Origin of the sequence: Lacrimispora amygdalina (assembly GCF_003432035.1) — a bacterium.
In the GTDB taxonomy this organism is placed as follows: Bacteria; Bacillota; Clostridia; order Lachnospirales; family Lachnospiraceae; genus Lacrimispora; species Lacrimispora amygdalina.
On sequence record NZ_QOHO01000098.1, the window covers coordinates 1 to 13,903 of the forward strand.

The 13,903-nt window shown below is 42.6% G+C and carries 10 protein-coding genes; 6 read left to right on the top strand and 4 right to left on the bottom strand.

Annotated elements, in window-relative coordinates; all coding sequences use genetic code 11:
• Positions 1–280 (top strand): IS3 family transposase (locus DS742_RS24730; RefSeq protein ID WP_147325870.1); only part of this gene is annotated, 280 nt, incomplete at its 5' end.
• A gap of 92 nt (positions 281–372) precedes the next feature.
• On the opposite strand, the gene DS742_RS24735 is transcribed toward DS742_RS24730, so the two are convergent.
• Entirely contained in the window at positions 373–1,770 is a 1,398-nt protein-coding gene (locus tag DS742_RS24735) for a family 4 glycosyl hydrolase (protein ID WP_117419602.1), read from the bottom strand.
• A gap of 148 nt (positions 1,771–1,918) precedes the next feature.
• Between DS742_RS24735 and DS742_RS24740 the strand changes: the two genes are divergently transcribed.
• The gene (locus DS742_RS24740; protein WP_117419603.1) at positions 1,919–2,782 is read left to right on the top strand and encodes an AraC family transcriptional regulator; all 864 of its coding nucleotides are present in this window, start codon (positions 1,919–1,921) and stop codon (positions 2,780–2,782) included.
• 35 nt (positions 2,783–2,817) lie between these two features.
• Here DS742_RS24740 and DS742_RS24745 read toward each other — a convergent pair whose 3' ends face one another.
• The 3 genes from DS742_RS24745 to DS742_RS24755 are packed head-to-tail and all read right to left on the bottom strand — an operon-like array spanning position 2,818 to position 7,230.
• On the bottom strand, positions 2,818–3,945 hold the full coding sequence (locus DS742_RS24745) for a glycoside hydrolase family 88/105 protein (protein ID WP_117419604.1): 1,128 nt from the start codon (positions 3,943–3,945) through the stop codon (positions 2,818–2,820).
• Complete coding sequence (locus DS742_RS24750; protein ID WP_117419605.1) at positions 3,942–5,468, bottom strand: response regulator transcription factor; 1,527 nt, start codon at positions 5,466–5,468, stop codon at positions 3,942–3,944. Before DS742_RS24750 ends, DS742_RS24745 begins: the two co-directional genes overlap by 4 nt.
• Position 5,469: 1 nt before the next feature.
• The gene (locus DS742_RS24755) at positions 5,470–7,230 is read right to left on the bottom strand and encodes a sensor histidine kinase (protein WP_170313580.1); all 1,761 of its coding nucleotides are present in this window, start codon (positions 7,228–7,230) and stop codon (positions 5,470–5,472) included.
• Positions 7,231–7,417: 187 nt separating this feature from the next.
• On the opposite strand from DS742_RS24755, the gene DS742_RS24760 reads away from it, so the two are divergent.
• The 4 genes from DS742_RS24760 to DS742_RS24775 all read left to right on the top strand — a co-directional run bounded on the left by DS742_RS24760 (position 7,418) and on the right by DS742_RS24775 (position 13,804).
• Positions 7,418–8,770, top strand: coding sequence for an ABC transporter substrate-binding protein (locus DS742_RS24760; protein WP_117419607.1), 1,353 nt, complete (start codon positions 7,418–7,420; stop codon positions 8,768–8,770).
• Positions 8,771–8,795: 25 nt separating this feature from the next.
• Complete coding sequence (locus DS742_RS24765) at positions 8,796–9,725, top strand: carbohydrate ABC transporter permease (protein ID WP_341457701.1); 930 nt, start codon at positions 8,796–8,798, stop codon at positions 9,723–9,725.
• A 6-nt stretch (positions 9,726–9,731) separates the two neighbouring features.
• Positions 9,732–10,586: a carbohydrate ABC transporter permease gene (locus tag DS742_RS24770; protein WP_117419608.1), complete on the top strand. Its 855-nt coding sequence runs from the start codon at positions 9,732–9,734 to the stop codon at positions 10,584–10,586.
• An 80-nt stretch (positions 10,587–10,666) separates the two neighbouring features.
• Entirely contained in the window at positions 10,667–13,804 is a 3,138-nt protein-coding gene (locus DS742_RS24775; RefSeq protein WP_117419609.1) for an alpha-mannosidase, read from the top strand.
• The last annotated feature ends 99 nt before the right edge of the window (positions 13,805–13,903 follow it).

The following is a 13,903-nucleotide window of genomic DNA, read 5'->3' on the forward strand; positions in this document are numbered from 1 at the left end:
ATTCCAATATACTAACAGGACATTTCATACAAAACTTGAAAGTGCAGGAATGACCCAGAGTATGTCAAGGGTAGGCAGATGCATTGATAATGGACCTATGGAAGGATTTTGGGGAATCATAAAAAGAGAACGTTATTATGGCAAAAGATTTACCAATAGAGATGCTATTGTTGAAATGATAGAGAATTACATTAGGTATTATAACAATAAAAGATTACAGCGAAATTTAGGTGTGTTGACTCCGATGGAGAAGCACCAAATGTATTTACAAGCAGCATAAAAAATGCCAGCAGGCGACCTGCTGGCAGAAAAGATTTATATTTTTTTAATTGTCTACTTGACGGGAAGCAGTTCATTTTGTTTGTATTTTTTTTATTTCCAGCCCTCTGGCAGGTAAGCCAGAGTGTTTGCTACCATATCGTCTGCCAGTTTTTTTACTTCTGCATCGCTTGCTCTGCCCTTAACCAGAGGATCGCTTAAGAAAGCTTCATAAACCAGTGTGCGGTTACAGGTAAGAGCTGCGTTTAAAATGCGTTCGTGATTAGCAACGTGAGGCTTGATAAGTTCCAGGACCTTTTCCGGAATTGTTCCTGCGATGACAGGCTTAATGCTGTCGCGGCTGAATACTGCATTTGTCTCAACAACGGCATCTTTTGGCAGGTTTGCAATCTGTAAAAAGGAGTTTGGTATGTTTACATTGCTGATGGTGCGGTCCAGGCCGCATAAAGATTTAATTAAAAGAATTCCTTCTTCTCCTGACGGTTTTAACTGGATTTCTTCTTCTCCATTTGCCAGGCGGCGGCTCTTTGCCAGACGTTCTTTTAAGTCATTCTTTCTCCAGTCAACTGTGGTGAGTCCGAATTTCCAGGATTTTACAGTCTCCGGGTCCTTGAGATAATCGGTTCCAGGCATGAATTCCGCAAGATGACGGTCTCCAGCAGCTGCAATCAGACCATAGCGGCGGAAAAGGTCGAATTTTACCCGGTGTGCACACTCAAATGTGCTGTTTGCCCAGTTCTTATCCGGCTCTTCATAGCCTTCCTCATAATGCGCATCAATATAATCACGGTAAACGGGAAATAAGTCGATTCCTTTATAGGAAGCCTCATCAAACCAGGTAAAATGATTAATACCCAGAACGTTTACATGAATGTCTCTGCGGTCAATGGATTCCAGTCCAAAGGTTTCCTCGCAGATTCCCTTTAATACCTTCTGAGTGCCGAATACTTCATGGCAGCAGCCAAAGGCCTTAATCTGGGGAAATACATGATAAAGTGTCTTAACACACAAAGACATGGGATTGGTATAGTTAATAACCCATGCATCAGGAGCATACTCCTTAATTGCCTCCGCAATGGTTACAAACATTGGAATGGTACGCAGTGCACGGATCATTCCGCCAGGACCGGCCGTATCCCCCACTGACTGATAGATACCAAGTCTTTCCGGAAGATGGACATCGGAATCCATCTCATCAAAGGTACCTGGGAGAATGGAGATTACTGCAAAATCGCAGCCTGTCAGCGCGTCTTTTAAGGAATCAGACTGGACATAATCCCATTTTCCAATGGTATCCTTGCGTGCACTCAGCTGGCTGCCGATGATTTCATTGTTTTTGGAAGCAGCGGGATCAATGTCATAAAGCCGGATGGTTCCGCTTATGGAATCATCCATGGAAAGGTCCGTCATAAAGGTCCAGGCCCAGCCTCTGGAGCCTCCGCCGATGTAAGCGATCTGAATGTCACTTACTTTGTTGTTTTCGTATTTCATAAAGGTTTCCTCCTGAAACTTAGAAATATTAAATAGGTTCGTATCACTCTCTATTGCATATTATAATGCATTATAGTATTATAATACTTATATAATTGATGCTTATTTCGTGATAATCATACTTTTGGCTACTGATTTGGAGGAGAAAATGGAACGTATCATATTTGAGGAGAGCATGGAAGGCGTTGTTATCGATGAAGTGGTGCGGGATGACGGATTTTCCATGACAATGAAGCATTTTCACGATACCTATGAACTGTATTTTCTCTTAAGCGGGGAACGTTATTATTTTATTGAAAAAGAGACCTATTATGTGAAAACAGGAGATGTTGTTTTAGTCAACCGGCAGCAGGTTCATAAGACGAGCCAGGCAGGGAGCGGAAGCCATGACCGGATTTTACTTCAGCTTAACGGAAGGTATTTAGAAACCTGGTTAAACCATGCGGGAGTTTATTCCCTGGAAAAGCTTTTCGCAGATTATTATGGTGTGGCCAGACTTTCGGAAAAGGAATGGGAGGAGATGAAAACCCTGCTTCTGTCAATCAGAGACGAATTAAGGGGCAGGAGGGAGCGGTATGAAGTCATGGTCCGTCTTATGATTTCCAGAATTCTTCTTATGGTTTACAGAAGCCGGAAGAAAAATGTATTAAAGGATATGCCGCCTACGGTTCAGACATCAAAGCATGGAAAAGTACATGAGGTGGCGGAGTATTTAACGCTCCATTGTGAGTCAGCGGAGAGTCTGGACGAACTGGCGGAACGTTTTTTTATCAGCAAATCCTATTTAAGCAGGATCTTCCGGGAAGTGACGGGATTCTCTGTCAATGAATACCGGAATTTAGCCAGGGTGCGAAAGGCCAGAGAGCTTCTTTTAAACAGTGAATACACTGTTACAGAGATATCCGAACTTCTTGGGTTTGAGAGTGTCACTTATTTTGAACGGGTATTTAAAAAACACACCGATGCCACGCCTTTGAAATACAGAAAAGAGACGAAAAGAACGGAGCAGTAAATGTTCTTTTCGTCTCTCTTTTTGTATTCATACTGTTATTTTTCAAGCGCCTCACAGAGTGCGGTGAGAGCAAGTGCCTGACCATAAGCCATAGGCATGATCAGGACATTCCTGTAGTGGCCGCCGTCCATGCCGATTCCGGTTCCTGCAGATACATTCAGCACAGTTCCGTCCTCGGAAACATTATCACAGATCGCTAAGATTGCACGATCAGCAGCTTTTTTGTACTCATCGCCCAGAATCCCTCCTTTTACGCCTCTTAAAATTCCGGCGGCAATGGCAGCTGACCCGGATACCTCTTCGTAGCTGTTCTCATCTGTCAGAACAGTCCGCCATAATCCGGAGGGAGCCTGGAGCTTTAAGAGCGCCGCTGCCTGGGATTTAAAGGTATCAATGAGGTAGGTTCTTACGCCTTCGTTTAAATCATCTTTGCAGGCATCTAAAAATTCCATGATTCCGTAGGTGAACCAGGAATTTCCCCTGCACCAGAAGACACCGCCAAAATTATCCATTCGTTCAAAACTGAATCCATGATGGAATAGTCCGGTCTGTTTATCGAATAAATATTTGATGTGTACCAGAAACTGATGGAGGGCTTCATTTTTCCAAACCGGATTTTCTGCCTGCTGTCCCATTCTGTTTAAGAAGAGTACAGACATAAACAGAGTATCGATCCATATCTGACCTTCATTAAGGGTTACCCCGTTCCGGTCTCCAATGGCGCTGGTTACGTGCTGAAAGCCGTTGTCTGCCGTCTTTGGAAGCCCGTTAATCAGCCAGTCTGCCTGTTCCGTGCAGAGCTTATAAAAACTCTCTGAGTCCTTAAGTTTGCTGTGAAGGCAGGAAAGGGGAAGAAATGGAGCGGTTGTATTGATGTTTCTGGAGGGAAGTCCGTTTTTTAAATGGCCGCTGTACCAGTTTTCAAAGAAAGGAAGGTACCGGTCATCTCCGTAGAATTCCTGCAGCTTATATAAGCCGTAAAGACCAACGCCCTGAGGCCAGTCCCATTCTTCAATTCCAAAATCTCTCTGGATGATCCCCTTTTTGGTGTCTGTAGAACTGACGGATTTATCTTTGTCATAGTCACAGCCTCCCAGATTCATAAGCTTTTCCACAACCAGATGGATTTTTTCAAGCAGTCTTTCGTTTGTCATTGTTGTCATTCTCCTTTATGCTTTGTGTTTTTTAGTTTTTCAATGTAATCTGTGGGCGGAAGACCCGTATACCGTTTAAATACCTGGCTGAAGTACTGGGGATTGCTTCCAAATCCCACCTGCCTTGCGATCTGTTTGATGTTGTCGTTGTGATAGTAGGTCATCAGCCGTATGGCTTCCTCCATACGCTCCTTATTTAAATAATCGGAAAAGCGCATTCCTTCTTCCTTTACAAACTGCTTGCTTAAATATCCGACGCTGACAAACAGGTAGTTTTCAGCCAGCCATTTTAAAGACAGATTTTCAGAATCCAGATGTTCTCTGATATAAGTCTTTAAAAGAGCGATATTGGAGCTTGACTTATGGCCTCCTGTTTCATGCTCTTTCTGAACCAGAACCACTGACAGAAGGTTTCGGATTTCGGAAACGTTATCGCAGGAATACAGCCGTCTGAAAAAGTCACAGGCTGCATCTATGGGCGGTTTTTCCTGATTTAAGTCTGCCTGCAGAAAGAGGCCCAGTGCAAGACTTCTGGCGGTGGCTGGAGGCATGGAGTCAATAAAAACGGAATTTAAAAGTTCCGTAGCCTGAACAATGTCCGGTGCTGAGGTAATGGAATCCTCTAAGCGGCTGATCATCCATGGAGCCGTAATATGATTCCGGATCTCATAGCTTTCCCCTTTTTCGCTGAGCAGAAGAATCCGTTCAAAACGGGAAATTTTCTGGATCACAAAGTGAAACAGTTTTTCGGAGGTCTCCATGTGGATAAATTCCGTTTCAAAGGTGACGGACTGATTGGGATAATGAAGTTTTAGTATGGAGTTTTTAACCCTTTCCTGTATCGCAAGAGTGGAAGCAGGAAAGATTAAGACTGCAGTGTTTTTTACATAGAGTATGGAAAAATCCATGTGGAGCCCTTCTGAACCGAGAATTTTAACAATATCAGAAGTGAAATTTTTTAAATACGGTTCTTCTACAAAGGAGCAGATACACGCATTGAGGCAGTTTTCAGGCAGGGATAACAGCTCCTGATATTTGCAAAATACACCAGAAAAGTTATCCTGATGCTCCAGAAGTTCCATGATGAAGCTTTGCTCCAGCGGAATGTGCAGGGTTTTTAAAAGGTCCTGCTGCTGGGATATGCGGCGGGACTCCTCCTGCAGGCGTTCTTTGCGGATGGAAACCAGGGAATCAATCAGCTCATTTTTATCCGTAGGCTTTAATAAATAAAAACGGACTCCGTATTTCATCGCCTGCTTGGCATATTCAAAGTCATTGTAGCCGGAAAGCAGAATAAAGGAGATTTTAGAATCTGTTTTCATGGACCGTTCGATTAAATCCAGCCCGTTTAAAATAGGCATCCGGATATCGGTGATTACTACATCCGGATATTCATCACATATAATGTCATAAGCTTCCATTCCATTTTTGGCAGTTGCAATCAGCTCATAGCCTAAGGATTCATAATCGACCATTTGGGAAAGCACTTCTCTGATAATCTGTTCATCATCCACAATCATTAATCTCAGCATGTCAAACCTCCTGTTCTTTTGGAATAGACAGCATAACAACTGCCATTCCGTTCTTATTATAAAAATTCAGTCCGTAATTGTTGCCATAGAGTAATTTTAATCTGGAATTAATGTTCACCAGACCTACACCTGAACCCTGGGGCAGGATTTCCCTGCTTTCAATTTTGGAGAGCAAGTCAGGTTCAAAACTGGAACCGGTATTGGATACCTTGATCTGATAATCCAGTTCCATTTCCTTTATTGTTACCCGAATGCAGCACATTTCGTCCGTAGCTTCCATGGCATGCTTCAGCGCATTTTCCACAAGAGGCTGTATACATAGTTTTGGGACAAAAATGTGGGAAATATTCTCCGGAATATCCAGTTCAAAGTTCAGCCTGTCCTTAAAGCGCATTTCCTGAATCCGGATGTAGTCATTTAACACTTCCAGCTCGTCAGAGAGAGGGATGATATCCTTTTGCCCTGCAATGGAAGCACGGAATAAGTTCCCGAGAGAGCGGACCATCATGGAGATGTCGTCAGCTCCGTATTTTTGAGCCATCCAGTTGATGGTATCCAGCGTGTTGTATAAAAAGTGGGGATTAATCTGCTGCTGAAGCATCTTAATAGTGGAATCCCTTAAAAGCAGCTGTTTGTCATAATTTTCATCTCTTAGTACTTTTACGCTGTGGGTCATCTCATCAAAGCTGCGGTGGAGCTGACCGATTTCATCCTGTCTGTTCTCATAATCATAGGACTTTATGCTGAGGTCAGGAGCTTCCCCGTTTCCAAAACGCTGGATTTTTTCAATTAAGTAATCCAGGTGGCGGAAAATATAGCGGAAAAGTAAATTCACCAGAATTGCTGTAACCAGGATAATGAAAAAGGTAAATAAAAGAATCTGCATGGTGATAAGGCGGACGTTGTTAAACAAGGGGTTATAATCTCTGAAATAGAGGTAGTCCCAGCCAGCATAGGGAATATAGCCGGTTATGATAAACTCCTTTTTATGATCCAAAGAGGCTATTGTATAGGTGTTTCCCCTGTCCTGTCTGTCAGCGATGAGTTCCAGACAGTATTCCTGGTGATAGGACTCCTCCGGATAGATCCGCTTTTCTCCTGTCATCAAAACGAATCTGGAATTGTCCGCCAGACTTCCGGAACTTTTTAAACCATCCTCAATCATACGCTCCATATCAACGGTAACATAGAGTCCTGCCAGCTTTTTCAGGCTTAAATATTTCAGCTTTAAGATCTGCCTTGCACATACGGTATCATCACCTGGTTCAATGGCGGAGTACCATATGGCTTTGCCCTTTAAGCTGTCAATTGCCTGATCAAGCTCCATACGGTTGAATCTGTCGATATCATCCGAACGTCCCATGCAGATATTGGATCCGTCGTCTAAAACGATGTTGATGGATTTGACATATCTGCTCTGGTAAATATAGGAGTAAAGCTGCTGATAAATGTCTCTTTTTGCAAGAGCTCTCCGGTCACTGTATGGTTTTTCCTTAAGAAAAGACAAATTTTCCTGTAAAACGGCATCTCCAATTATGTTATCCGTCACATTTTCAACCATCTGCATTTCCGATTCCAGATAGGTGGTTACATGGCTTAAGGAGTCAGCATTTGCCTGGTAAAGTACTTCGTTGTAGCGGTGGGTCAGAATCCGTATGCTGATCAGGATTGTGAGGCACAGGGTGAAAAGAGCAAGGAGAAAAACCGTCAGTATTTTTTTGTATAAAGACAGGTTGTTAAACCAGACCGTACATCGTTTCATAATCAGATTTCCTTTCTCAGATAATCGTATTATATAGTAAAACATCAGAAAAATAAATTGGTAAACAGTCTCAAATTACATAAAGCTGTTTTTTCAACCATAAAAAGCCGTATTTTAACTTTACGTTTGTGCATATTTGACATAAAATGTGGTTATCTTAAAGAAATCAAATGGGAGGTTTTGCAAAATGAAGAAAAGAATCTTAGCAACAACACTAGCAGCAATTCTTGCAGCATCATCATTAGCTGCCTGCGGTTCAAAATCTGAACCAACTGAAACTACGAAAGCAGACGCGGCTACCACACAGGCAGCCACAACAGCAGCAACAGCTGAAACAACAGCAGCAGCCGGCGGTAAGGTATCCTTAAGCCTTTGCTGGTGGGGAAATCAGACAAGAAACGATGTAACAAAAAAAGCAGTTGATCTTTACATGAGTAAAAATCCAAATGTAGACATCAAGGTTGAGTTTACAGACTGGTCCGGTTACTGGGACAAGCTATCTGCAATGGCAGCCGGCGGAAATCTTCCTGACATCATTCAGATGGATTACTCCTATTTAAACCAGTACCAGAAGAGCGGTCAGCTTGCAGACTTATCTGAATTCATGAGCAGCGGACTGATTGATACTTCAAAGATCCCGGAAAGCATTATTAAAAGTGGTAATGTTGACGGAAAGACCTATGCAATCAGCCTTGGAAGCAACGCTCCGATGATGGTTTATGACAAAGCGGTAGTTGAAAAGGCAGGAGTTACCATTCCTGATCAGATGACAATGGACGAGCTTTATGACCTTTCCAAGACCATCAATGAGAAAACCGGAGTTAAAACTCTTTATGACGGCGGCATCAACATGATGCAGATCATGGCAAGAGCAAATGGTTCTCATTTATTTGACGAATTAACAGCTGGAACTGAAGATTCCATGAAGATTTATTTTGACACCATGGAGAAGTTTGCAAAATCTGACGCCAGCATTTCCGCTGATTTATTAGCAGAGAAAAATCCTGATGTAGTAGAGACAAAACCAATCATTGATGGAACAACCTGGAATGATTTAAGCTTATCCAACCAGTTTATCAGTATCTCTAAGACAGCAGGAAGAGATCTTGGAATTACCATGTTCCCGACTCTTACCAATGCAAAAGCACAGCCTCTGTATTTAAAACCAAGTATGTTCTTCTCTATCGCTGAATCTTCCAAGAATAAGGAAGAGGCTGCAAAGTTCATTGACTGGTTTACAAACAGCACAGAGTGTAATGAAATCCTTCTTGCTGAAAGAGGAATTCCGATCAATACAGAAGTTGCAGAAGCAATCAAACCAAAGGCAGATGCAGCAGCTCAGACCGTATTTGATTATGTTGCAAAAGTTACCGAAATTGCAACCCCAATCGATGCTCCAGACCCATCTGGTAAAGGTGAAGTAGAAGCATTAGGAAAAACAGTTGTTGAAGCAGTCCGTTATGGAGATGCAACAGCAGAAGATGCAGTTGGCCAGTTTGTGCCTGAAGCAAAAAATATACTTGAACAAGCGGCAAAATAACAGGTAAAATTCTGGAGGGGATAAGATGAAGAACAATCAAATGATCCCGAAAAGAAAAAAATCAGTGAGCCAGATCTTAAACACACCGAAGGTTGCAGGATATGTATTTATCCTGCCCTTCATTATAGGATTTCTTGCCTTTATGGCTCTTCCAATGGTTTTATCTTTAGGGTTTTCATTCACCAGATACAATATATTAAAATCACCGGTTTTTATAGGACTGGAAAATTATAAAACGATGTTTACGGCGGATCCAAAGTTCTGGAAAGTATTTGGTGTTACCATGTACTATGTTCTGTTTTCGGTTCCTCTCCGGCTTATCATGGCGTTAGCAGTTGCCATGCTATTAGTAAAAAGCACCAAGCTCTCCGGATTTTACAGGGCGGTTTATTACCTGCCTTCCATTATCGGATCAAGTGTGGCTGTTGCAATTCTCTGGAAGAGAATGTTTGCAAGCGACGGTGTTGTAAACGCACTTTTAAAGATTATTGGACTTCCGTCTGACATAGCGTGGCTGGGAAGAACAGATACAGCGATCTGGACTCTGATTATATTGGCAGTCTGGCAGTTTGGTTCTTCCATGCTCATCTTTTTATCCGGTTTAAAACAGATTCCAGTCAGCCTTTATGAGGCAGCCACCGTTGACGGTGCAAATGGAATACAGAGATTTTTCAAAATCACAATTCCAATGCTGACTCCTACCATTTTCTTCAATCTCATTAACCAGCTGATCAATGGGTTTATGGCATTTACACAAAGCTATATTATTACCCAGGGAAAGCCAAGAGATACCACATTGTTTTATACCGTATACATGTATCAGAATTCCTTTACTTATAATAAGCTTGGTTATGGCTGTGCAATGGCATGGTTCATGGTATTCGTTGTAGGCATGCTGACACTGATACTGTTCAAAACACAGAAAAAGTGGGTACATTACGAAGCAGAAGGGTGATGAAATATGAAAACAGGATATCAGGAAAAAAAATTAGTCACCACAGCGATTTATCATGTGTTTACCTTTTTGTTCGCATGTGTTATGATATATCCGCTTGTATGGATGGTGATGAGTTCCTTTAAAAATACCAATGAAATTTTCAGGACTGCTGCCAGTCTTCTGCCCGAACGTTTTTCCTTTGAAAACTATAAGGTGGGCTGGAAAGGCTTTGCAGGTTACGGTTTTGGAAACTTCTTTAAGAATTCCTTTATTATTGCAGGCTTATCCACAGTAGGTGCAGTTATTTCCTCTGCAGTTGTAGGATATGGATTTGCAAGAATTGACTTTAAGTTTAAAGGCTTCTGGTTTGCATGTATGCTTCTGGCAATGATGCTGCCTTTCCAGGTTATCATGATTCCGCAGTACATTATCTTTAACAAAATGGGCTGGGTTGGAAGTTATCTTCCCATTATTGTACCGCAGTTTTTTGGACAGGGCTTTTTTATCTTCTTAAATGTTCAGTTTATCAAGGGTATTCCCATTGATTTAGACGAGGCTGCCAGAATGGACGGTTGTTCGATCTATTCCATATTTATCAGGATCATTCTTCCGCTCGTGAAGCCATCTCTGGTTACAAGCGCTATTTTCTCCTTCATGTGGAGATGGGATGATTTCCTTGCAGCTTTGCTCTATTTAAGCGACCCGTTAAAATATCCGGTCAGCTATGCGTTAAAGATGTTTTCCGATCCGACAGCTGGTTCCGACTGGGGCGCAATGTTTGCAATGGCAACTTTATCTTTGATTCCGATTTTCTTCATTTTCTTAACAATGCAGAAATATCTGGTAGAAGGAATCGCCTCTACAGGAATAAAGGGCTAATAAGGCTTTTTAGGTGGGAGACCCGCAAGTGCGGTGTTTCCTGCCTTTTTTAAAATTTAAAACAAAAGGTGGAATAACAAATGAATCCGATCAGAAACAGATTAATGGCGGCATTGCAGGCACTGAAACCGCTATGCTATTCCAATTTAAAACCGGCAGATGAGGTATGGATCAGCCCCGGAGGTTATGAGTGGAAAGAAGAATTTGACAGCAGCATTTTAAATTGGGAATCTTTTGGCAGGGATGAAACCTGGGGAGGATCGGACCGGCATTACTGGTTTAAGACCTGTATTACGGTACCTGCTGATTTAAAAGGAAAGCAGGTCAGAGCAGTTTTAAATACCGGAGCTACGGATATCTGGAATACAGACAATCCCCAGATCATGGTATTCTTAGACGGAAAGCATTCCGCTACCATGGATATGAACCATCAGGATTTTATACTGACGGAGCGTGCCAATCCGGGAGAAACACATGAACTGGCCTTTTATGCATACTCCAACAGTCCTGGCAGCACCAATTTCTTTCATCTGGATATTGGGGCATATGAAGAAGAGGTGGCAAAGCTGTATTACGATCTGGCGGTTCCCTTTGAAGCGGCTGATCTTCTTGAAGAGGATGATTTAGAGCAGATTGATGGATTTAAGGTTCTGGCAGAGGCAGTGAACCGGATTGATTTTACCAGACCTCATTCCGGACAGTTCTTTTCTTCTGTCAGAGAAGCGGATGAATTTCTCATGAAAACCTATTATAAAGACAGATCCGATAATCCGGTAACTGTCCACAGCATCGGTCATACGCATATTGATGTTGCATGGAAATGGCCGTTAAAACAGACAAGACAAAAGGCGGTCAGAAGCTTCCGCACGGTTTTAAATCTGATGGAGCGGTATCCGGAATACAAGTTTATGTCCAGTCAGCCCCAGCTTTATGAATTTGTAAAAGAAGAGGCCCCCCAGCTGTTTGAAGAGATAAAAGAAAAGATAAAACAAGGCCGCTGGGAGACAGAAGGAGCCATGTGGCTGGAGCCGGACTGCAACCTGGCATCGGGGGAATCCTTAGTCCGTCATATTCTTTATGGAAGAAGATTCTTTGAAAAGGAACTCTCCGGCCCGGTAAATGAAGTGCTCTGGCTTCCGGATGTATTCGGTTACAGCGCTGCCATACCCCAGATCATGAAGCAGTCGGGATTGTCGTACTTTATGACAACAAAGCTTGGCTGGAACGAATATAACCAGTTCCCCTATGATACCTTCATCTGGCGGGGAATTGACGGCAGTGAAGTTTTAACCTATCTGATTTCCACCAAGGATTATTATAAAAACGGACAGCCTTCCAAAGGCTACAGCACAACCTATAACGGCAGACAGGATCCCAAACAGATCATGGGAACCTGGCAGAGGTTCCAGAACAAGGACGTCAGCAAAGAAGTGCTGACCTGTTACGGCTACGGTGACGGAGGCGGCGGCCCGACAGAGGAGATGCTGGAACAGAGCCGGAGAATGGAATTAAATGTTGCCCGCTGTCCTAAGACAAAACAGACCTTTGTCAAGGATTTCTTTCATAAGCTGGAAGAGGAGCTGGATGAAAAACGGCTTCCTGTGTGGGCGGGGGAATTGTATTTAGAGTTCCACCGGGGAACCTATACTTCCATGGCAAAGAACAAAAAATACAACAGAAGCTGTGAGTTTTTAAATGGAGATGCGGAATTTTACTCTGTACTGGAATCTCTTCTTACAAAAGGCGGGGAATATCCCAAGAGCCGGCTGGAAGAAAACTGGAAGCTTCTTCTGCTGAACCAGTTTCACGATATTCTTCCAGGTTCCTCCATCAAAGAGGTATACGAGGATTCGGAGATTCAGTATGAGAAGATTATTGAATCAGATCTTAGCATGATTAATAAGAGCCATGACAGCATTTTAAAGGCAGCCGGGTTTGACAGAGAGAAAAAGAATCCCTCTGCGCTTGCAGTATGGAACTCTCTAAGTTTCAAAAGAACCGGAATTGTTGAGTTTGAGACACCGGTTAAGGATCTTTCGGCACTCACACAGCAAACCTGGAATGGCGGCATGATTGCTTTGGCTGAGGCTGTACCTTCCAAGGGCGTAATGGTGATCCGTCAGGGAACTGACTTGGAAAAGACGGGCTCTGTATTTCATTCTGTGGAATGTGATGAGCGCCAGGCAGTGATAAAAGCAGTCAGCTCTTATTATGAGGTAGAATTTGACAAGGCGGGAAATCTTTCCAAAATCTATGATAAAACAGAAAAAAGAAGCCTGTTAAAGGAAGGAACGGCAGGAAATGAACTGGTTGTATTTGAAGACCGTCCGCTGGAATTTGATGCATGGAATATTGATTCCACCTTTGAGGAGAAGAAATGGCACGTGGATGAAGTGACAGAAATGAAGCTTCTGGAAAATGGTCCGGTCAGAGCCGTTGTACTTGTGAAACGAAAATTCATGGATTCATTGATTGAACAGCAGATCTGTTTTTACAGCCATACAAAGAGAATTGATTTTAAGACCAGAATTGACTGGAAGGAACATCAGATGCTGTTAAAGGCAGCCTTCCCCCTGGATATTTTATGTAATGAGGCCAATTATGATATTCAATTTGGTAATGTCAGCCGCCCCACCCACAGAAATACAACCTGGGATCAGGCGAGATTTGAAGTATGTGCCCATAAATGGGCAGATGTCTCGGAAGCAGGTTATGGCGCAGCCGTTTTAAACGATTGTAAATACGGGTATGACGTTCACGATTCCATCATTCGCCTTACTCTGTTGAAATCCGGCATTTTCCCCAATCCGGATGCAGACCAGGGAGAGCATATATTTACCTATTCACTGCTGCCTCATAAAGGCGATTTCCGTACCGGAAGGGTAGTCCAGGAAGCTTATGATTTAAACTGTCCTCTTGTTTCTTCGGAAGTAAAAGGAGATGGTGTTCTCTCCTGTTCCTTCTTGGAGATTGAAAATGAGAATATACTTGCGGACACAGTGAAGCTCAGTGAAGACGGAGACGGTCTTATTGTGCGTTTTTATGAGTCCTATGGTATGCGGACCAATACCCGCATAGCATTCTCCATGACAGAGAATGCCCGGTTTACAGAATGTACCTGTATGGAAGAAGAGAAAGAGCAGGTGCCGGCAGAAAACGGTCGTATTGCGCTTACCTTTAAGCCATATGAGATTAAAACAATTAAGATTCAATTGTAAAATTATATTTTTGCAATATTTGCAAAAGATATACAGTAACTTGACAAACTATGCATAGTCACTGCCTGTGAGATATCATATAATGAAGCAATATGACTG